Source organism: Niabella agricola (assembly GCF_021538615.1).
GTDB lineage: Bacteria > Bacteroidota > Bacteroidia > Chitinophagales > Chitinophagaceae > Niabella > Niabella agricola.
The window spans coordinates 1,592,179-1,611,423 of record NZ_JAJHIZ010000003.1; the positions used below are offsets into that span (position 1 = coordinate 1,592,179).

The 19,245-nt window shown below is 48.2% G+C and carries 16 protein-coding genes; 11 read left to right on the forward strand and 5 right to left on the reverse strand.

The window, feature by feature from the left end; all coding sequences use genetic code 11:
* Nucleotides 1-195: 195 nt before the first annotated feature.
* The gene (locus tag LL912_RS12060) at nucleotides 196-1,431 is read left to right on the forward strand and encodes an S-adenosylmethionine:tRNA ribosyltransferase-isomerase (protein ID WP_235553821.1); all 1,236 of its coding nucleotides are present in this window, start codon (nucleotides 196-198) and stop codon (nucleotides 1,429-1,431) included.
* A gap of 4 nt (nucleotides 1,432-1,435) precedes the next feature.
* Here the strand turns inward: LL912_RS12060 and LL912_RS12065 are convergent, their stop codons facing one another.
* From LL912_RS12065 to LL912_RS12085, 5 genes are all read right to left on the reverse strand, one after another.
* Complete coding sequence (locus tag LL912_RS12065; RefSeq protein WP_235553822.1) at nucleotides 1,436-2,491, reverse strand: agmatine deiminase family protein; 1,056 nt, start codon at nucleotides 2,489-2,491, stop codon at nucleotides 1,436-1,438.
* A 33-nt stretch (nucleotides 2,492-2,524) separates the two neighbouring features.
* Nucleotides 2,525-3,403 (reverse strand): carbon-nitrogen hydrolase, encoded by an 879-nt coding sequence (locus LL912_RS12070; RefSeq protein WP_235553823.1) that lies wholly within the window; start codon nucleotides 3,401-3,403, stop codon nucleotides 2,525-2,527.
* A 70-nt stretch (nucleotides 3,404-3,473) separates the two neighbouring features.
* Complete coding sequence (locus tag LL912_RS12075; protein WP_235553824.1) at nucleotides 3,474-3,890, reverse strand: DUF4293 domain-containing protein; 417 nt, start codon at nucleotides 3,888-3,890, stop codon at nucleotides 3,474-3,476.
* A gap of 103 nt (nucleotides 3,891-3,993) precedes the next feature.
* Nucleotides 3,994-5,274 (reverse strand): serine hydroxymethyltransferase, encoded by a 1,281-nt coding sequence (locus LL912_RS12080; RefSeq protein ID WP_235553825.1) that lies wholly within the window; start codon nucleotides 5,272-5,274, stop codon nucleotides 3,994-3,996.
* 547 nt (nucleotides 5,275-5,821) lie between these two features.
* Nucleotides 5,822-7,099, reverse strand: coding sequence for a Na+/H+ antiporter (locus LL912_RS12085; RefSeq protein WP_235553826.1), 1,278 nt, complete (start codon nucleotides 7,097-7,099; stop codon nucleotides 5,822-5,824).
* Nucleotides 7,100-7,357: 258 nt separating this feature from the next.
* On the opposite strand from LL912_RS12085, the gene LL912_RS12090 reads away from it, so the two are divergent.
* The 10 genes from LL912_RS12090 to LL912_RS12135 all read left to right on the forward strand — a co-directional run bounded on the left by LL912_RS12090 (nucleotide 7,358) and on the right by LL912_RS12135 (nucleotide 19,034).
* Nucleotides 7,358-8,347, forward strand: coding sequence for a sugar phosphate nucleotidyltransferase (locus LL912_RS12090; protein WP_235553827.1), 990 nt, complete (start codon nucleotides 7,358-7,360; stop codon nucleotides 8,345-8,347).
* 192 nt (nucleotides 8,348-8,539) lie between these two features.
* On the forward strand, nucleotides 8,540-11,863 hold the full coding sequence (gene secA, locus LL912_RS12095) for a preprotein translocase subunit SecA (protein ID WP_235553828.1): 3,324 nt from the start codon (nucleotides 8,540-8,542) through the stop codon (nucleotides 11,861-11,863).
* 177 nt (nucleotides 11,864-12,040) lie between these two features.
* Entirely contained in the window at nucleotides 12,041-13,282 is a 1,242-nt protein-coding gene (locus LL912_RS12100; RefSeq protein WP_235553829.1) for an MFS transporter, read from the forward strand.
* Between the two features lie 57 nt (nucleotides 13,283-13,339).
* On the forward strand, nucleotides 13,340-14,749 hold the full coding sequence (locus tag LL912_RS12105) for a pyridoxal phosphate-dependent decarboxylase family protein (protein ID WP_235553830.1): 1,410 nt from the start codon (nucleotides 13,340-13,342) through the stop codon (nucleotides 14,747-14,749).
* Between the two features lie 23 nt (nucleotides 14,750-14,772).
* Entirely contained in the window at nucleotides 14,773-15,600 is an 828-nt protein-coding gene (locus LL912_RS12110) for a hypothetical protein (protein WP_235553831.1), read from the forward strand.
* Between the two features lie 156 nt (nucleotides 15,601-15,756).
* A complete protein-coding gene (locus LL912_RS12115) occupies nucleotides 15,757-16,263 on the forward strand; it encodes a GbsR/MarR family transcriptional regulator (RefSeq protein ID WP_235553832.1) in 507 nt (168 codons plus the stop codon).
* A gap of 66 nt (nucleotides 16,264-16,329) precedes the next feature.
* Complete coding sequence (locus tag LL912_RS12120) at nucleotides 16,330-17,289, forward strand: hypothetical protein (protein ID WP_235553833.1); 960 nt, start codon at nucleotides 16,330-16,332, stop codon at nucleotides 17,287-17,289.
* A gap of 15 nt (nucleotides 17,290-17,304) precedes the next feature.
* On the forward strand, nucleotides 17,305-17,661 hold the full coding sequence (locus LL912_RS12125) for a hypothetical protein (RefSeq protein WP_235553834.1): 357 nt from the start codon (nucleotides 17,305-17,307) through the stop codon (nucleotides 17,659-17,661).
* An 11-nt stretch (nucleotides 17,662-17,672) separates the two neighbouring features.
* The gene (locus LL912_RS12130; RefSeq protein ID WP_235553835.1) at nucleotides 17,673-18,071 is read left to right on the forward strand and encodes a hypothetical protein; all 399 of its coding nucleotides are present in this window, start codon (nucleotides 17,673-17,675) and stop codon (nucleotides 18,069-18,071) included.
* 72 nt (nucleotides 18,072-18,143) lie between these two features.
* Nucleotides 18,144-19,034 (forward strand): TIGR01777 family oxidoreductase, encoded by an 891-nt coding sequence (locus LL912_RS12135; protein WP_235553836.1) that lies wholly within the window; start codon nucleotides 18,144-18,146, stop codon nucleotides 19,032-19,034.
* The last annotated feature ends 211 nt before the right edge of the window (nucleotides 19,035-19,245 follow it).

Consider the following 19,245-nt stretch of genomic DNA (forward strand, 5'->3'; position numbering starts at 1 on the left):
ATTGAACCCGGCGCTAAGGCGAATCTTTGGGATTTCTTTAGCATGTAATATGAAGGCAGTCTGTCAACGGATACAAAACCCGCCCACTGCAGGCCGGCCGTTCGGTCCGGCAATTTATAAACAGACTTTGAAGCTGTTCGTATGGCCAATAAAATAAACTAACTTGCACTTTATTTTTTTAAAACCCGTTTCATTTTGCATCCAAAGGACCTGAATATCGCAGATTTCACCTACGAACTTCCCGAAGAAAAGATCGCTTTTTTCCCGTTAACACAAAGGGACGCTTCGCTGCTGCTCGTGTATCAATCTGGTAGCATCGCTACCGATATCTACCGCAACATTGATCAATACATCCCGGAGCATTCGCTGGCAATTTTCAACAACACAAAGGTGGTGGAAGCCCGGATCTTGTTTAAAAAGCCTACAGGCGGACAAATTGAAATTTTTTGTCTGGAGCCTTATGAAGGTTATGCAGATATCACCACGGCGATGGCGCAGCAGAGTAACGTGCTGTGGCTTTGCCTTATTGGCGGCGCATCTAAATGGAAAAGCGGACAGGTGCTAACCCGTTCCATCAACGGGCCGGCCGGTGAAACCATTCTGGAGGCTCGCTTTTTAGAAAAACGGGATGATCGTTTTCTGATCGACCTGAGCTGGACGCCGGCCTCTTTGAGTTTTGCAGAGATCCTGCACGCTACAGGACAGGTCCCGCTGCCGCCTTATATAAAAAGAACCGCCGACGCGGCAGATGAAGAACGGTATCAAACCGTGTATGCCTTGCACGATGGTTCGGTAGCTGCTCCAACTGCCGGGTTACATTTCACCCATGAGGTATTACAAAAACTGGCGCAAAAAAAGATTGAAACCGATTTTGTAACCCTGCATGTAGGTGCAGGAACCTTTAAGCCGGTAAAAGCGGAAGTGATGAACGATCATGAGATGCACGCGGAATTCATTTCCGTATCTCCCCAATTGATCCGGAATATTGCCCGTACACAGGAGCACCCGGTGATCGCTGTGGGTACCACCTCGCTCAGAACCCTGGAATCCCTGTACTGGCTGGGCGCAAAGCTCCTGCGGGATCCGCACTGTTTCGACAGCCGCATTCCCTATATTGATCAATGGGAGGCTTACGAGGAACCACTGCAGCAGTACCCGGTACATGCCGTGTTAGATGCGCTGGTCACCTATCTGTCGGAAAAACAATTGACCACCCTGGTTGCTAAAACGCAGATCCTGATAGCGCCGGGATATCCTTTTAAAATTGCAGACGCCCTGGTCACCAATTTTCATCAGCCCTCCTCCACCCTATTGTTATTGGTGGCCGCTTTTATTGGGGATGACTGGCGAATGGTTTATCAATACGCCTTAGAGAATGATTTCCGTTTTTTGAGTTATGGCGATGGCAGCCTTTTATGGCGTGGCCGCTAAGTGATTAAACTGCTGGCTCCTGCTGACTCAGGCAGTGAAAACTACCCAGTCCCCAAATGATCTCTGTAGAATCAATGCCCACGATCTTCCGGTCCGGAAAAGCCGCTTCGATGATACGAAGTGCTTTATCATCGTATTTACTGCGGAAGGTGGGAACAATTACCGCCTGGTTGGCGATATAAAAATTAGCATAGGATGCCGGCAAACGCTGATCTTCCCAAATTACTGCTTCGGGCATGGGCAGTTCAATAATATTGAGTTGCTTACCGTTTAAAAGCCGCATCGCTTTTAGCTGCTCCAGGTTCTGCTGCAACAGCAAATGATTTTCGTCATTTTTATCTTCTTCCACTACAGCCAGTACGGTATCTTCATTTACAAACCGGATGGTATCATCAATATGTCCGTCGGTATCGTCTCCCACAATGCCTTCTTCCACCCACAGCACCTGTTCCGCACCGTAATAATTGTACAAATAGGTTTCGATCTGTTCCTGGTTCAAATGCGGGTTGCGGTTCTCGTTCAGCAAACAGGCCGTAGAAGTAAGAATGGTTCCGCTGCCGTTAAATTCCACCGAACCTCCTTCCATTACAATCCCCGGGTGAAAAACCGGAATATTGTAGTGTGCTCCAATCTTTGTCGGAATCACATCATCCAGGTCAAACGGAGGGTATTTACCCCCCCATGCATTGTATCCCCAGTCTACAATTACTTTTTTTACAGAAGCACCAGGGTTGATCAGGAAAGCCGGACCGTGATCCCTGCACCAGGCATCATTGGTGGGGTGATCATAAAACGTCACCTTTTCCATATCGACACCGGCGGTTTCGAGATGGCTGGTTGCAGCGGCTTTCATCGCATTATCCCCTACATTGATACAAACGCGTTCACCCTTTGCCAGTTCTTTTACAAACCGGGCATAATAGGGATAGATGGTTTGGATCTTGTCCGGCCATGAAGCTTCTTTATGCGGCCAACTCAGCCAGGTTGCGTCATGCGGATGCCATTCAGCAGGAAAGTAATAGCCCAGTTCTTTGGGGGTTGCTTCAGCAGTTGTATTCAAGGGATCTCTTTTTAATGTAGTGAAAATTCGATCTTAAGCTTCATCATCAATGTAACGCTTTGTTATCGGGGCATAGGAGTCGATGCGCCGGTCGCGTAAAAACGGCCAGTGTGTCCGGTAGGTATCGGTTTTGGAAAGGTCCAGCTCCTGTACATGCACTTCCTCCTGGTCGTGCGAAGCAAGATAGTCCAGGGTACCAAAGGGATTGGAGATAAAGGATCCGCCCCAGAACTGCATAGCGCCATTTTGCTCCAGGCCTATACGGTTTACACTCACCACGTGCACACCGTTTGCAACAGCATGGCTGCGCTGGATGGTCTGCCAGGCATTGTATTGTTCTTTGTTGGTTGCTTCATCCTGTGTGGTGGCCCAACCGATAGCGGTAGGATAAAAAAGGATCTCGGCGCCCATCAGGCTTGTGATCCGTGCACCCTCGGGATACCACTGGTCCCAACAGATCAGTACTCCAATGGTGGCAAATTTAGTCTTGAACACTTTATATCCCAGATCGCCGGGCGTAAAGTAAAACTTTTCATAATAGGCCGGATCATCGGGTATATGCATCTTCCGGTATTTACCCAGGTAAGCACCATCTGCATCCAGTACCGCGGTAGTATTATGATACAACCCTTCGGTCCGTTTTTCAAACAGCGAGGCGATGATCACCACCCCCAGCTCTTTGGCCACCCGGCTCAACGAATCCGTGGAGGGCCCGGGTACAGGCTCCGCCAGTTGAAAGTTGCCGTAATCTTCCACATCACAGAAATACAGCGATGTGAATAATTCCTGAAGACACACGATTTGTGCGCCTTTTGCCGCTGCCTCCTTTATTTTCTCAATGGCCTTATTCAGGTTCTGTTGCTTATCGGCACTGCAACTCATCTGAACCAGACCTACTTTTACTTTTGCCATACAATTTATTTGATCGGTTGATGCTGTTAAAAAAACAGGCGCCTTTACCGGCGCCTGAAGGTTATACGGTCTACCGCAGCCGGTCCAGGTCCCGGATCAGTTTCTGGTCCCTGCGAATACCCTTTAATGCAAAAAAGAAGCCTGCCACCACCAATAAGGTCAAAATAGCTGTAATGGCAATACCTCCGGTTTGAAATGCTTTCATATAACTAACATACAGCGCAATTAAACCCACGGAGGCCACCAGTCCCAGGAAGGTCAGTTGCAGCTGCAGCTTCCGGTTCTTATAAAGGAAAATGGTAATCAATCCCAATGCTGCAATGGCGCCTGTAAGAAGCGTGAGCCAGATATTGCTTGCGGCATTCATATCTGCACCCGCCAACCCCTCGGTGCCGGTTACGGTACCATTATAAAAAGGAAACTTAAACGTAAGCCCGGCGGAGATCACGGACAATAACAGCCACAATGTTTGTTTTCTTTGGATCATGATAAATAGTTTGAGGTTTGAGGTTTAGGATTTGAAGTTCTTCCGGCATTCAATAGTTTCATAAACCAACCAGCACCTCAAACAATAAACCTCAAACAATGAATCAGGACAGCTCCGGATAAAGCGGAAACTGCTGCATGAATGTCTTAACCTCCTCTCTTACCGATGCGACTACATTTTCGTCATCAGCATTCATCAGTACTTTATCGATCAGTTCCGCCACCTGTGTTACATCGGCTTCCTTCATTCCCCGGGTGGTTACCGCCGGAACGCCCACACGGATACCGGAGGTTACAAACGGCGACTTGTCATCAAAAGGAACAGCATTCTTATTTAATGTGATATGTGCTTTATCCAGCGTTTCCTGTGCTTTTTTTCCCGTCAGGTTCTTATTGCGCAGGTCAATCAGCATCAGGTGGTTATCGGTACCATCGCTGATCAGCTTATAGCCCTTATCTACAAAGGCTTTGGCCATCGCCTGTGCATTTGCGATGATTTGTTTCCCGTATATCTTCCAGTCGTCGGATAAGATCTCACCAAAAGCAACGGCTTTTGCTGCAATGATATGTTCCAGCGGTCCGCCCTGCATTCCCGGAAAAACGGCCAGGTCCAGCAGCTGGCTCATAGTACGTGTATTTCCTTTGGGATCTTTATAGCCCCAGGGATTTTCAAAATCATTGCGCAACATGATGATGCCGCCACGGGGACCGCGCAGGGTTTTGTGCGTGGTGCTGGTTACAATATGGCAGTGTTCAAACGGATCGTTCAGCAATCCCGCTGCAATCAGTCCGGCCGGATGTGCGATATCCGCCATCACCAATGCCCCTACCTTATCAGCAACCGCACGAATGCGGGCATAATCCCAGTCGCGGCTGTATGCCGAAGCACCGCAGATGATCATCTTTGGTTTTTCTGCCAGGGCCTTTGCTTCCAGGTCGTCATAATCCACCAGGCCGGTTTCCTTTACAACTCCGTAAGAAATCACCTGGTAATGTTTCCCGCTGAAATTTACCGGGCTTCCGTGTGTCAGGTGGCCACCCATGCTCAGGTTCAATCCCATGATCTTATCGCCAGGGTTCAGCGCGGCAAAAAACACGGCGGCATTGGCCTGCGCACCGCTATGCGGCTGCACATTGGCCCAGCTCAGGTTAAAGACCTTTTTCAGGCGGTCGATCGCGAGGGTTTCGATTTCATCTACGATCTCACAGCCCCCATAATAGCGTTTGCCGGGATAGCCTTCCGCATATTTATTGGTAAGTACGGTCCCCATGGCCTTAATCACGGGCAGGGAAGCAAAATTTTCTGAAGCGATCAGTTCAATGCCATTGCGCTGGCGGTCTAATTCCTTATTGATAAGGTCAAATACTGTATTATCCTGTTGCATGGCGCAAAGTTAAGGGGGTACGGGGATGTTGAAAAGTTTATGGGTTGAAAAGTTGGAGGGATTATACGTGACGGGCTATATACCGCTTCTATCAATGATCCGCGCCATCCGCTACCAGTTGTTAGCATCCGTATTACCATAATGCCTTATGCAGGAGTATTCCATTCCGGCTTTTAAGTTGAGATGTCTCCACCGGAATCAAACATGCTTATGGGATCGATTAAATGCCCGTTTATCATTTTCATCAAGCCCAAAGAAACATTCCCGTTGAATGGTCATTTCAATTCCCGTTGCCTGCAATGATAACACCCTTGTTTATTGTAAACCGTCCCTATCAGCATCCTGCATAAGTTGTTGCATCAACGCTGCCCCCCCAAGAAAGCTACGGTTCCGCTGCCTCTCCTGGAGCAACGCATTATGATACCGCATGAACGTGTTTCCTGACACCGGAAGAAAAACTTTCTCCGGCTTAACCGGCCGCTAGTGGTGGCCGGCGCCCGAAAGGCAAAGTCAACCAGCGCTTTTAATGGCGATAATCCCCCCTGCACTATGCCCCTTTTCCCACCTCCCTCCCTGTCACGTTCTTAACAATCCCGGGCAGCAACAGCCCCTGGCCAAGAATGGTAATGATGACCACTACAGTAGCAATAAAGATGATATCATTGCGCATGGGAAGCGGACTTCCGTCTTTCAGGTGTGTGGGCAGGCCGATGGCAATGGCAAGGGAAACGATCCCCCGCATGCCGGACCAGCTGATGATCACACTTTCCTGGAAGCTCAGCAATGCAGACTCGGTAATCGCGCGTCGCGAACGCTGCATTTTAGGATCCCGGAAGCCCTTTTCCAGTCGCCGGCGTTGGGCAAACACCCGCATCATCCGTATAAGAATGGTAACGATCGTGATCAGGAATGCATAACCGATATAGGGCAGGAACCTCGACGAATCAACATTGCGGATCACCACCGGAAATTCCAGACCGATGAAGATAAAAATGAGCCCGTTTAACAGGTAAACGATCACTTCCCATATTGTTTTTGACTGATGACGGAGTGCCGGGGAAAACTGGCGTTCACTTAACATGGAAACACCAAAGCCAAGGATCACAACAGCAATTACCCCGGAAACTTCCAGTTCCTCCGCGACGAGGTACGTGGTAAACGGCGCCAGAAGTGTAAAGGCCAGCACCGCCATTGTGTTTTTTCGTACATAGCGCAAAATTACCGCCAACAGTTTGCCCAGTATCATCCCCACCAGGAAACCTCCGGCCATTAGTAGTACAAACGTGAGAGAAGCCTTCCACCATACAAAGCTGGTACCCATCACCGCGGCCACAGCAAAGCGGTACGCTACCAGTGCCGATGCATCGTTGATCAGGCTTTCTCCTTCCAGTATGGTTACTGTATGTTTTGGAAGACCCAGGTTGCGGGTAATGCTGATGGCGGCCACCGCATCCGTTGCCGCAAGGATGGCACCCAACACGAACGACAGTGGCCAGGTCATACCCGGTATCAGGTAATACGATAATACGGCCACACCTGCTGTGGTCAGAAATACGAGACCAATTGCCAGTGCACTGATCGTTCCCAGGTTCTCACGGAAATCTTTAAAATGGATATTAAACGCAGCATCATAGAGCAGTGGCGGCAGAAATAACAGGAAAATGATCTCGGGGTCAATTTCCGGAACCGGCATATCGGGAATAAATCCCACCGCTATACCTGCTATGATCAGCACGATCGGGGACGCGATCTTTATCCGGTCGGCCACTACATTCAGCAATACCATCAGCCCCAGCAATATCAGTATAATTGTATAGTTGGTCATGGTTCAAACATTATTTTTTCTGCTTGTATTCCTGAAAGATAAAATATAAAAGCATTCCTTGCTGCGCTGAAGCGCGGCTTTCCAAAAACAAACCGCACCATGGCTCAAAACAATTCAGCTGCGTTTATCCGGCCTTCACACAGAGCTGTTCTGCCGTACAAAAGAAAATGCTTACCTTCACCCATCGAAATGAGCAGGGAACGTTCCCGTTTTTTTACGGCTCATTTATAATTTAATTGATAACGACTATTTAAATACATGAAGGCGATCATTCCTGTAGCAGGAGCCGGAACAAAACTACGCCCACAAAGCTATACCCAACCTAAGGCGTTAATTCCTCTGGCGGGTAAAACGGTGTTAAGTTTTATTATTGATCAGCTGAAAGAGGCGGGTATAGAGGAATTTATTTTTATTGTAGGCTTCCTGGGTGACAAGATTTCCGATTATGTAAAAGAACATCATCCGGATATCCAGGCGCATTATGTAAGCCAGCAGGAACGCCGCGGTATCGGCCATGCCGTAAACCTTACCCGAAGCCTTGTTGATGGTGACGAGGTGTTTATATCGCTGGGAGATACCATCTGCGAATACGACGTACCCGCTGTTTTAAGCAACGAGCACTCGATGGTGGGCATCCGGAAGGTTGATAATCCCCGCGATTTTGGTGTGGCAGAGATCGACGCCGGCGGGTTTATCGAATCCGTGGTGGAAAAGCCGCATATCCCGAAATCCAATATGGCGATGGTGGGCATTTATAAGATCCGCGAAAGCGAATTGCTGTTCGAATGCCTGGCCTCTAATATCCGCAAAGGGCTGCTGACCCATGGCGAGTTTAATATTACGGATGCCCTGCATTGCATGATCCAAAACGGGGTAAAATTCGAAGCATTTAAGGTAGACAACTGGTTCGATGCCGGGAATAAAGAGACCCTGTTGCGGTCGAATGCCACACTTTTACGAAAATACAAAGCAACTGCAGATGCATCCCAGTTTGAAAATACGGTGATCGTTCCTCCCGTAAGCATCGGCAATGGATGTGTGATCCGGAATTCGATCATCGGTCCGAATGTTACACTGGGAGAGCATACATTCCTGGACCAGTCCATCATCCGTAACTCGATTGTAGGCGCCTTTTCCAATTTATTCGATATTGTACTGGAGCATTCCGTTATTGGCTCCGATTCCAGTATAAAAGGAGAAACACGGAGCCTGAATATCGGGGATAATACGAGTATTGATCTGGGATGAGGCCGGTTTCAGGTTTAAAGTTTCAGACTCAACGTTTTAGCTCCTAAACATCGAACTTCAAACACTAAAAGCCAAACCCCGAAACTTCCGTATCTTTGCCCTCCGCCTGTATAGGCTGTCAAAATGGCTTAAAAAGGATATAGCACTGTTTTTGAAGGATCACTGTTTTTAATAAAATATCGCGATAATTATATGTTTGGTTTTCTATCTAAAATGTTCGGTGGCAGCAAATCGGAAAAAGACGTTAAAAAGCTTGCACCTGTCATTGAACAAATAAACAAGAATTTTGCTCAGTACCAATCACTTAGCAACGACGAACTGCGTAATAAGACCCATGAATTCCGTCAGCGTATCCAGGACCGGCTGAGTGAAATCGATGCCCGGGTAACGGCCCTGAATGAGCAGGCCGATCAGCTTCCTCATGAAGAACTGCTGCAAAAAGACGCTATTTATAAACAAGTGGACGATCTGAAAAAGGATCGGGATAAAGAAATTGAAAAAGTGCTGGAGGAAATTCTCCCCGAAGCATTTGCAGTGGTAAAAGAAACTGCCCGCCGTTTTACTGCTAATACCGAACTGGTTTCCAAAGCAACCGAACTGGACCGGCAACTGGCGCGTACAGCTGAATATATCACTATTGACGGCGAAAATGCCATCTATAAAAACAGCTGGACGGCCGCCGGCGCAAAGATCACCTGGAATATGGTACACTACGATGTGCAGCTGATCGGCGGTGCGGTGCTGCATTCCGGTAAAATCGCTGAAATGGCTACCGGTGAGGGAAAGACACTAGTATCTACCCTGCCGGCCTACCTGAACGCATTAGCCGGTGAAGGAGTGCACGTGGTTACGGTGAATGACTACCTGGCCCGCCGTGACCAGGAATGGAACGGACCGGTGTTTGAATGGCTGGGCCTGCGGGTGGATTGCATCGATAAGCATCAACCCAATTCCGAAGCCCGTCGCAACGCTTACCTGGCCGACATCACCTATGGTACCAATAATGAATTTGGCTTCGACTACCTGCGGGACAATATGGTGCACAATGCATCAGAAATGGTGCAACGCAAGCACCATTATGCGATGGTGGATGAGGTGGACAGCGTATTGATCGATGATGCCCGTACACCACTGATCATCAGCGGACCGGTTGATAAAGGTGACGAGCAGCAATATCATATTCATAAACCGCGTGTAGAACAGTTGTACCGTGAACAGGAGCGTATTGTGCGTACCAATCTGAATGAGGCCAAACGGCTCTTCGAGAAAGGCGAAGACGATCCTAAAACCGGTGGTTTGTATTTATACCGTGCTTTCCGCGGATTACCGAAATATGGCCCGCTGATCAAGTTCTTAAGTGAGCCCGGTGTTAAGGTAAAAATGCAAAAAGCGGAAAATTACTACCTGCAGGAACAGGAGCGCAATATGAAGATCGTGGATGAAGACCTGCTCTTTAAGATCGACGAAAAGACCAACTCCGTAGACCTTACAGAAAAGGGATTGGCGATGATCACCAAAGTGGGAGAAGATGCCGATTTCTTTGTATTACCGGATATCGGCGTAGCCCTGGCAGAGGTAGAAAAGAGCGATGCTCCTTCGGAGGAGAAGCTCAAACAAAAGGAAGCTTTGTTGAATGATTATTCACAAAAAGCGGATCGCATTCACTCCGTACAGCAATTATTAAAAGCCTATGCGCTTTTCGAAAAAGATGATGAATACGTGGTGGTAGACGGCGCCATCAAGATCGTGGATGAGCAAACAGGCCGTATCATGGAAGGCCGCCGTTATTCCGACGGCTTGCACCAGGCACTGGAGGCAAAAGAAAATGTAAAAATCGAAGCCGCCACACAAACCTATGCTACCATTACCCTGCAGAACTTCTTCCGGATGTATCACAAGCTGGCGGGTATGACCGGTACGGCAGAAACCGAAGCCGGTGAGTTGTGGAGCATTTATAAATTAGATGTAGTAACCATTCCCACCAATGTGCCGATCATCCGGAAAGATCTCCAGGACATGGTGTACAAGACCAAGCGCGAAAAGTACAAAGCGGTAATCGATGAAATCGAGAAACTGCGTGGAGCCGGCCGGCCCGTGCTGGTAGGTACCACTTCGGTAGAAATCAGTGAATTGCTCAGCCGTATGCTGCAGCAAAAAAAGATACCCCACAATGTATTAAACGCCAAACAGCACGCGCGGGAAGCCGAAATCGTTGCAGAAGCAGGCTTACCCGGAGCCGTAACCATTGCCACCAACATGGCAGGCCGTGGTACTGATATCAAACTGGGACCTGGCGTGAAAGATGCAGGCGGTTTGGCCATTATTGGTACCGAACGCCATGAGAGCCGCCGGGTAGACCGTCAGCTAAGAGGTCGTGCTGGTCGCCAGGGCGATCCGGGAAGCTCCCTGTTCTATGTATCCCTGGAAGATGACCTGATGCGGATGTTTGGTAGTGACCGGATCGCCAGCATGATGGATAAAATGGGATATAAGGAAGGTGATGTAATCCAGCACAGTATGATCAGCAACAGCATCCAGCGTGCCCAGAAAAAAGTGGAAGAAAACAACTTTGGCATCCGTAAACGCCTGCTGGAGTATGACGATGTGATGAACAAGCAGCGGAATGCGGTGTATGAAAAACGGAACCACGCGTTGTTTGGAGAGCGTCTGTCGCTGGATATCGATAATGCCTTCTCCATTGTAGCCGAAAGCCTGTGTACCTCTTTTAAAGAGCAGGAAGACTTTGAAGGCTTCAAACTGGCCAGCATTGTAAACTTTGGTATGGACACCTCTATTAATGAGGAAACTTTCCATAATACCGATGCAACCAAACTGGCCGATCAATTATATGCAGAAGCGCTGGCCCGCTATACAGAACATAAGCAATTGATCCAAAAACAGGCGGTTCCGGTATTCCAGAATATCCGCGAAACACAGGGCCCGCATATCGAAAGCGTGGTAGTACCATTCATGGACGGCCGCAAAGCGATCAATGTACTGGCGCCGCTGGATAAAACCATTACTACGGAAGGACGTGAGCTGGTTGCCAGCATGGAAAAATCCATCACCCTTGCGGTGATCGACGATGCATGGAAAGAACATTTGCGTGCGATGGATGATCTGAAACAAAGCGTGCAAACCGCTTACCTGGAGCAAAAAGATCCACTGGTGATCTACAAGGTAGAAGCGTTCCAGTTGTTCAACAATATGACCACCAACCTGAACAAGGATATCATCTCCTTCCTTACACAGGCCAACCTACCGGCACAGGAAGAAGCACCCAAATTCAGAGAAGGGCGTGAAGAGCGGACGGATCTGAGCAAAATGCGGGTAAATAAAGATGAAATTGATGCCGCAGGTGATGATTACGGTGCTAATGAAAGGGATTATTTTGATCCTTCACAACCACCCGTAAAACAGGAACCGATCCGCGTAGCTCCAAAAGTTGGACGCAATGATCTTTGCCCCTGCGGAAGCGGTAAGAAATATAAGAACTGCCACGGCAGAAATGAATAACCCCCCAATCCCCGCCTTACCGGCGGGGATTTTTTTTACACCTGGCCTATACCGCACCGGTTACCGGCAACAGGAATTTGTTACCGCCCCTGTATTAAAAACCGCATCTGCCCGGCACTTCCTTTGCAGACTAAAAAAACAACCTTATTTTCAGTCTTTTATTAACGTCAACTACATATGAAACGGTCGCTGCAGCTCCAATTATCCGCCATGATGTTTCTGGAATTCTTTATGAAGGGCTCCTGGTTTGTTACCCTCGGTACTTACTTAAAAACCAACCTTGGGGCCGCTCCGCTGGAGGTTTCCAATATTTTCTCCACGCAATCACTGGGCGCAGTAGCAGCGCCGTTCTTTATCGGGTTTATCGCCGACCGTTTCTTTAATGCCGAGCGGGTGATGGGCGTATTGCACCTGATAGGGGCAGGTTTGCTGCTGATGATGTACCGGGCCGGCAATGCGGCTAGCATGTATCCCTATGTGTTGCTGTATTTCATTTCTTATATGTCTACCCTGGCCCTCACCAGCTCCGTTTCCTTCCGCAATCTCAGCGATCCCAAAAAACAATACCCGTTCATACGCCTGTTTGGAACCCTTGGGTGGATGGTAGCCGGCTTTTCCATCAGCTATCTGTTTCACTGGGATACAAAGGAGGCCGTGGCATCCGGAGCCTTGCAAAATACGTTCCTGCTGGGCGCTGCCTGCTCGCTGGCGCTGGGCCTGCTCTGCTTCCTGCTTCCGGCTACACCTCCATTAAAGAAAAATCAAAAATTCCATTGGGGCGATGCCCTGGGACTGCAGGCACTGGCCCTGCTGAAACAGAAAAACTTCCTGATATTCTTCATCACTGCCATTATTATTTGCATCCCGATCTCATTTTACTACCAGAATGCGAACCCGTACCTGGTGGCAACCGGCCTGCCCAAACCCACGGGTAAAATGGCGCTGGGCCAGTTCTCGGAACTGCTGTGCCTGCTGCTGGTTCCCTTCTTTTTTGTAAGGCTCGGCTATAAGAAAATGATGCTGATCGGTATCAGCGCCTGGGCCTTGCGGTACCTGCTCTTTGCGTTTGGCAATGGGCAGGACCTGGCTTTTATGCTGATCCTCGGTATTCTCCTGCACGGCGTTTGTTATGATTTTATGTTTGTGGTTGGGCAGATCTATACCGATGCCATTGCGGGTAAACAATACCGGTCTTCCGCCCAGGGCCTGGTAACGGTGGCCATGTATGGGATCGGGATGCTCATTGGCTTCTGGGTGGCCGGGTTCATTTCCGAAGCACTTAAAGCCTATGAAGGTGCTACCTACTGGCGTTACATATGGCTGTCACCGGCCGCCATGGCCATTGTCTGTATGCTCATCTTCCTGGCACTGTTTAAGGAACAACCAACGCAGCAACCGGCCGCAGCGAAAGCCGCTTAAGGAGATTGCTACAATACCTGGCTCAGACCTACTTTACCGTTCATTAACCATCAATATATGAATAAGCAATTGCAGGAAGATCTTTCTTCACTTGAAAAAATAATGCAACTGGTTAGCCGGCAGGGATTGGATTATTTAAAACAGATCGAAGAGCGGCATACCTCGGTGAACCATGAAGCCGTACCCGGAGGAAGGTTGCCCGAAAAAGGATTGGGTACCATTGAAACCCTGCAGCAGTTCAACAGCCGGTTGGAACCGTTGATGGTGGCCGCATCCGGGCCGCGTTACTGGGGTTTTGTAACGGGTGGCACCACGCCTGCTGCTATAGCCGGAGATTGGCTTACCACGGTCTATGACCAGAATACCCAGACTATAACGGGCGACGGCGATATCTCTGCCGCCATCGAGCTGGAAACCGTTCGCCTGCTCTTGGAATTGCTGGAATTGCCCGATGAATTCCTGGGAGGTTTTGTAACCGGCGCCACCATGTCGAACTTTACCTGCCTGGCCGTTGCCCGGCAATGGTTGGGACAACAGGACGGAGCCGATATCGCAAAGGAAGGCATTACACAACCACTGCCCGTACTTACAGCGACTCCGCATTCCTCCTCCGTAAAATCGCTGGCCTTACTTGGCTTTGGGAGCAACCATATCATCAGCGTTAAAACAATGGAAGGCAATCGTGAGGCTATGGACATGTCCGATCTTGAAACAAAAATCCTGCAGTTGAATGGCCGGCCCTTTATCCTGATCTCCAGCGCAGGAACAGTGAATACTGTTGACTTTGACGATTTTACTGCCATCGCCGCATTAAAAAAGAAATACCAGTTCTGGTGGCATATAGATGCCGCATTTGGTGGCTTCGCGATCCTTTCTGACGCACACAAACAGCTACTGCAAGGCTGGGAACAGGCCGACAGCATTACGGTAGATGGTCATAAATGGTTGAACGTTCCTTATGAGAACGCCGTATTCTTTATCAAACGCAGGCACCGGCTGTTACAGGTAAGTACTTTTCAAAATTCCAATGCGCCTTATCTTGGCGATCCGCTGGAACAATTTAATTACCTGAACCTGCTTCCCGAAAACTCCAGGCGGTTAAAGGCGCTTCCAGCCTGGTTTACCCTGAACGCATATGGCCGTGAAGGATACCGTTATATTATTGAGAACAGCATCCAACTGGCCCGAAACTTCGAGGCTTTTATCGAATCCTGCCCGCAGCTGCAATTGCTGGCGCCGGTACGTCTGAACACGGTTTGTTTCTCTCTGGCAGGTGCTGCCGGCGATGCAGGAAAAGTGGCGGCATTTCTTTCTGCCTTAAATAAAACCGGAGAAGTATTTATGACCCAGACCCAATACAAAGGACAGGCCGGGATCCGCGCAGCATTTGTCAATTTCAGAACGACAGAAAAAGACATCGAACGGGTAAAAACATCCGTTCTCCGGTTATTAACCGCCGGTACATAATGCTATCAGTGAACCATTACTTTATGAAAAAACAAATCCTGGTCGCCGGTATCTGTCTTATGGCACTTTTCTCCTGTGCCGCTAAAGACGCAAACCGTCCAGCGGATACAACACACCGCGTAAGCCTCTCCCCTGAAAAAGCGCTCATCCGGCTGCCGGTTGAAAGCACCGAATTTTTTGCGGTGTATACCCTATCGCCTAAAACGACCGGTCTTGTTATGGAGATTATTGATAATCCGGCACCCACCCGGGCTGATTCAATCTTCTCCGCAATTGCAGAGAAAGAGCACCTCCATCCGTTTGCAGTAACGCCTTGTACTACCTGTACCATTGCGGACAGCTCCGGCCCTTTTCTTTTAATGAAGAACCCAGCGCTTGAAAAAGCCATCCGGCAACAATGGGCCGGGGTCTTTTACCTGTACGGCACAACAGGCATGCGAAAGATCACCTACCAAGAGGTTTTCTATGCCCTGGACGAATGCATTACCAATCTCATCATTTGCACCATCCGCCCGGAAGACACTGCCGGCATCGGGCAACCGCTGCTTGCGGCTTCCCGGCCGCTGCCTTTATCATATGATTCTTCCTATACAACCATTGACCAGCGGATCCGGCAGCAGCAGGCCCGGCAGCCTGGCGATTACAGCCATATGGATACGGTAGCGGCCCGCACTTTTGCCCGCCTCGATTCCTTTTACTTTACTTATACCGACAATTTTACCATACCCGATCTGCAAAACGCGCAGCGGTTCCGGTTTCCGTCGCGCGCAGTCTTCAAAAGCCATTTGCCCGATTCACTTCACCTGTACTGGAGCAACAGTCTGGACCTTTTTGGCATTCCCTGCGATTAGCAATAGGATGTTGCCACTCCGGGCCGGATTACACCGGCGGCCGGACCTGTTCTTGTAAAACACGATCCGTCAACCTTGAAAAAATATTATTGAATTTTCAATAAATATTGAAAATTCAATAAACAGTATTATCTTTGCTCCTGAAATGTATTCAAAATGAGCTTAGAAACATCCAAACAAAAATTTATTGACACCTGGGGCGCCCTGGGCACGGAGTGGGGTATTAATAAATCTGTAGCACAGGTTCAGGCCCTGCTGCTGGTTTCCGACAACCCACTTTCCACCGACGAGATCATGGAACACCTGACTATTTCCCGCGGCAATGCCAATATGAGCCTGCGGCAATTGCTGGACTATGGCATCATTTACAAAAAGGTGATCGCCGGTGACCGGAAGGAATATTTTGTGGCGGAAAAAGATATATGGAAATGGGCACTCAAAATAGCGCTGATGCGCAAGCAAAAAGAAATCGATCCTGTATTAAATGTACTGACCGAGCTGGAAACCGCAACAAAAAAGGATAAAACCGTGGAGGGAAAAGCCTTGCATCAGACGGTGCATGAGATCCAGGTATTCACCGGGCAATTAAGCACCCTGGTGGAAAGGGTGGCCAGTTCTACCCGCGGGGAGCTGCTGTTAAAATTGTTGAAGCTGGTTATGTAAACAGCGGTGCCAATACCGCTGCAGAAATTAAGAAAACATTGATCGTAACATTAACAATCATATGTTATGAACAACTCCAGACAAAAAAAAGCGTTGATTGTAGTGGGCATACCCACGCTTTATGCCGTTGTTTTGAGATCGCTTTTTGGAATTAAACAATGGAACGAACTCTTTACCGTGATGTCCATTAGTTTTTTATTCTGTCTACCCACCGTAGCCGGTATACTCATCGTATACTTTTCTACCGAGGCCAACGCAAGAAAATTAGCCTACCGGATTTTTGCACCCTGGATACCCATTTTCCTGTTCTTCTTTATTACCCTTTCAACCCGGCTGGAAGGTTGGGCCTGCTGGATGATGATCATGCCTCTCTTTCTGCTGGCCGCCTCTGTAGGCGGTTTGATCGGCGGCTATTTCAAATTTAAGAAACGCACCAACAAAATGCATTTGTCAGCACTCTCGCTCGTTCCCATCCCGTTGGCACCTGCTGAAAAAATGATAAATGCTGTACCTCGCACATATGAGGCCGTTACTTATATCGACATACAGGCGCCTGCGGAAAAAATCTGGAGTAATGTAACCCGCGTATATCCTATAAAAGAAGCGCAGGATAAAGGCTGGCTCACAAAACTATTAGGCCTTCCAAGGCCAGTTGAAGCCATCCTTAACTATGAAGGCATCGACGCTTCAAGAGAAGCCCGGTTCACCAACGGACTTGTCTTTCACGAAACTGTAACTGAATATACGGATAAACAAAAAATGGTCTTCTCCATTAAAGCATATCCTCACGAAATTCCGTCCACTACCATGGACGAGCACATTGTAATTGGCGGAAAATATTTTGACGTACTTAAAGGCACTTACGAACTGGAACGCTTAAATAATACTACGCACAGACTACATCTCTGCAGCCGTTTCCAACTCACCACCACCTTCAATTTTTACGCCGGCTGGTGGGCTAAATGGATCATGAAAGATATACAAAACAGTATCCTGCAGATTGAAAAACGGAGATCAGAGAATTGATAAACAAATGCCTCCATGAACTACAATATTCTAGCTTATATTATCTATACATCCATTACCATTTATATCATCTACTGGGTGGGACGGCTGTTTCACAGAAACGGAAGGGTGTTCATTTTACGACTTTTTCACTACCACGCAGCACAGGCAGATGCTACCAATAATATTATCCTGGTTGCCTATTACCTGTTCAATACCGGCTATGCCATCGTGCAGTTCAGCAACTGGCAACCCGTTCTTTCCATTCCGGTATTGATCGCTTCCATCGCTGTAAAGACTGGCGTCCTTGTAAGCATCCTTGCCGTAACCCATTACTTCAATATGGCACTGATCTATATACTTTCCAGACGTATATTTCATTATTCATCATAAAACAAATCATCATGAAAAACTTAATCGTAATAGCGTACCTGGTTTATTTACCAGTAGTGATCCTTCTTACTTTTTATGTTGCGCATAGCCTGTTTCGCAACAGCCTGGTGTACATGAAGGACATCTTTAACGGGCGCGATGAAATAGCCGTTGCAACCAACACCCTTTTCAAGATCGGCTTTTACCTGCTCAACCTGGGCTTTGGTCTGTATATCCTGGAGATCAGCCGGATTCTTGAAACACCTCAAGCGGCCATTGAAGCACTGAGCGTTAAAATCGGAGGCTTCAGCATTTACCTGGGTGCTATGTTGTTCCTGAACCTCTACCTGTTCTTCAGAGGCAAACGGATCGCTAAACAAAAAAGGCTGGCCACACAGTTTATCAGTCATCCCAATATACCCCAGGTATAGGCCATTGAAATGAAACAAGCGGAAACAAAGCTGGCATCGCCATTGCTGATGCCAGCTTAAAAAAACTACATCATGAAATCAAAAATAGTAATCGCAGGCGGCAGTGGGTTTATTGGTCAGCACCTGGTAAAGCGGTTCCGTGAGGATGGTTACGAGGTGTTATTGATCTCCCGCAACGCGTCTTATATAACCTGGGCCGATAACGATAAAATACAAACAGCGCTTGAAGGTGCGGAAGTCCTGATCAATCTGACAGGCAAGTCTGTCGATTGCCGGTATACCGCAACCAATAAACAGGCCATCCTGGAATCACGTGTCGGAAGCACCAGGCAGCTGCAGTCTGTAATTGACCAATGTATCCGTCCTCCTAAATTATGGATCAATGCCAGTACCGCTACGATTTACCGGCACGCAACTGACCGCGCCATGGATGAGCGCAGCGGCGAGATCGGGACCGGTTTTTCGGTAAATGTCGCCCGGTCCTGGGAGCAGGCTTTTTTTGAAACCCCCACGCCTCAAACACGGAAAATCGCATTGCGGATGGCCATTGTGTTAGGTAAAGGTGGTGGAGTGATACAACCATACAGCAACCTTGTTCGGTTCGGACTGGGAGGCGTACAGGGCAGCGGGCAGCAGGTATTTAGCTGGATCCACATAGAAGATATGTACAGGATAATATGTTTTTGTATGCAACAACCGCTACCGAAAGGCGTTTACAATGCGGCTGCACCATTTCCTGTGCTCAATAAACAATTGATGCTGGCATTAAGGCAACGAATAAAACCACCTGTTTATTTTTCATCCCCCGAATGGTTGTTAAAGCTGGGAGCAATACTCATTGGCACCGAAACAGAACTGGTTTTAAAAAGCAGATGGGTGGTTCCTCAAAAGCTACTGGAAGCCGGTTTTGCATTTCAATATCCAACGCTCAACGAAGCGCTGGATGAAATCTGGACAAAGTAATGTGAATATGAAAATGTGGAAATGAAGATGCTGTACTTACCCTTCGGGGAATGTAAAATTTCTAATGAGAAATATTGAGTGAAGATGCCGTTCCTGCTCCGTAAACCGCCTCCGATCGATATTCTATGGACGTTACACGCTAGATACTAATAATACACATCTGGTGTCTGGCATCTGGTATCTGATATTTAACGTCTTCAAGCATAAACCC

Excerpts from the sequence above, each read along its gene's own strand:
- LL912_RS12070 (WP_235553823.1), bottom strand. The coding sequence starts at position 3,403 with ATGGCAAAAGTAAAAGTAGGTCTGGTTCAGATGAGTTGCAGTGCCGAT.
- LL912_RS12075 (WP_235553824.1), bottom strand. The coding sequence starts at position 3,890 with ATGATCCAAAGAAAACAAACATTGTGGCTGTTATTGTCCGTGATCTCC.
- LL912_RS12080 (WP_235553825.1), bottom strand. The coding sequence starts at position 5,274 with ATGCAACAGGATAATACAGTATTTGACCTTATCAATAAGGAATTAGAC.
- LL912_RS12085 (WP_235553826.1), bottom strand. The coding sequence starts at position 7,099 with ATGACCAACTATACAATTATACTGATATTGCTGGGGCTGATGGTATTG.
- LL912_RS12090 (WP_235553827.1), top strand. The coding sequence starts at position 7,358 with ATGAAGGCGATCATTCCTGTAGCAGGAGCCGGAACAAAACTACGCCCA.
- secA (WP_235553828.1), top strand. The coding sequence starts at position 8,540 with ATGTTTGGTTTTCTATCTAAAATGTTCGGTGGCAGCAAATCGGAAAAA.
- LL912_RS12100 (WP_235553829.1), top strand. The coding sequence starts at position 12,041 with ATGAAACGGTCGCTGCAGCTCCAATTATCCGCCATGATGTTTCTGGAA.
- LL912_RS12105 (WP_235553830.1), top strand. The coding sequence starts at position 13,340 with ATGAATAAGCAATTGCAGGAAGATCTTTCTTCACTTGAAAAAATAATG.
- LL912_RS12110 (WP_235553831.1), top strand. The coding sequence starts at position 14,773 with ATGAAAAAACAAATCCTGGTCGCCGGTATCTGTCTTATGGCACTTTTC.
- LL912_RS12115 (WP_235553832.1), top strand. The coding sequence starts at position 15,757 with ATGAGCTTAGAAACATCCAAACAAAAATTTATTGACACCTGGGGCGCC.
- LL912_RS12120 (WP_235553833.1), top strand. The coding sequence starts at position 16,330 with ATGAACAACTCCAGACAAAAAAAAGCGTTGATTGTAGTGGGCATACCC.
- LL912_RS12125 (WP_235553834.1), top strand. The coding sequence starts at position 17,305 with ATGAACTACAATATTCTAGCTTATATTATCTATACATCCATTACCATT.
- LL912_RS12130 (WP_235553835.1), top strand. The coding sequence starts at position 17,673 with ATGAAAAACTTAATCGTAATAGCGTACCTGGTTTATTTACCAGTAGTG.
- LL912_RS12135 (WP_235553836.1), top strand. The coding sequence starts at position 18,144 with ATGAAATCAAAAATAGTAATCGCAGGCGGCAGTGGGTTTATTGGTCAG.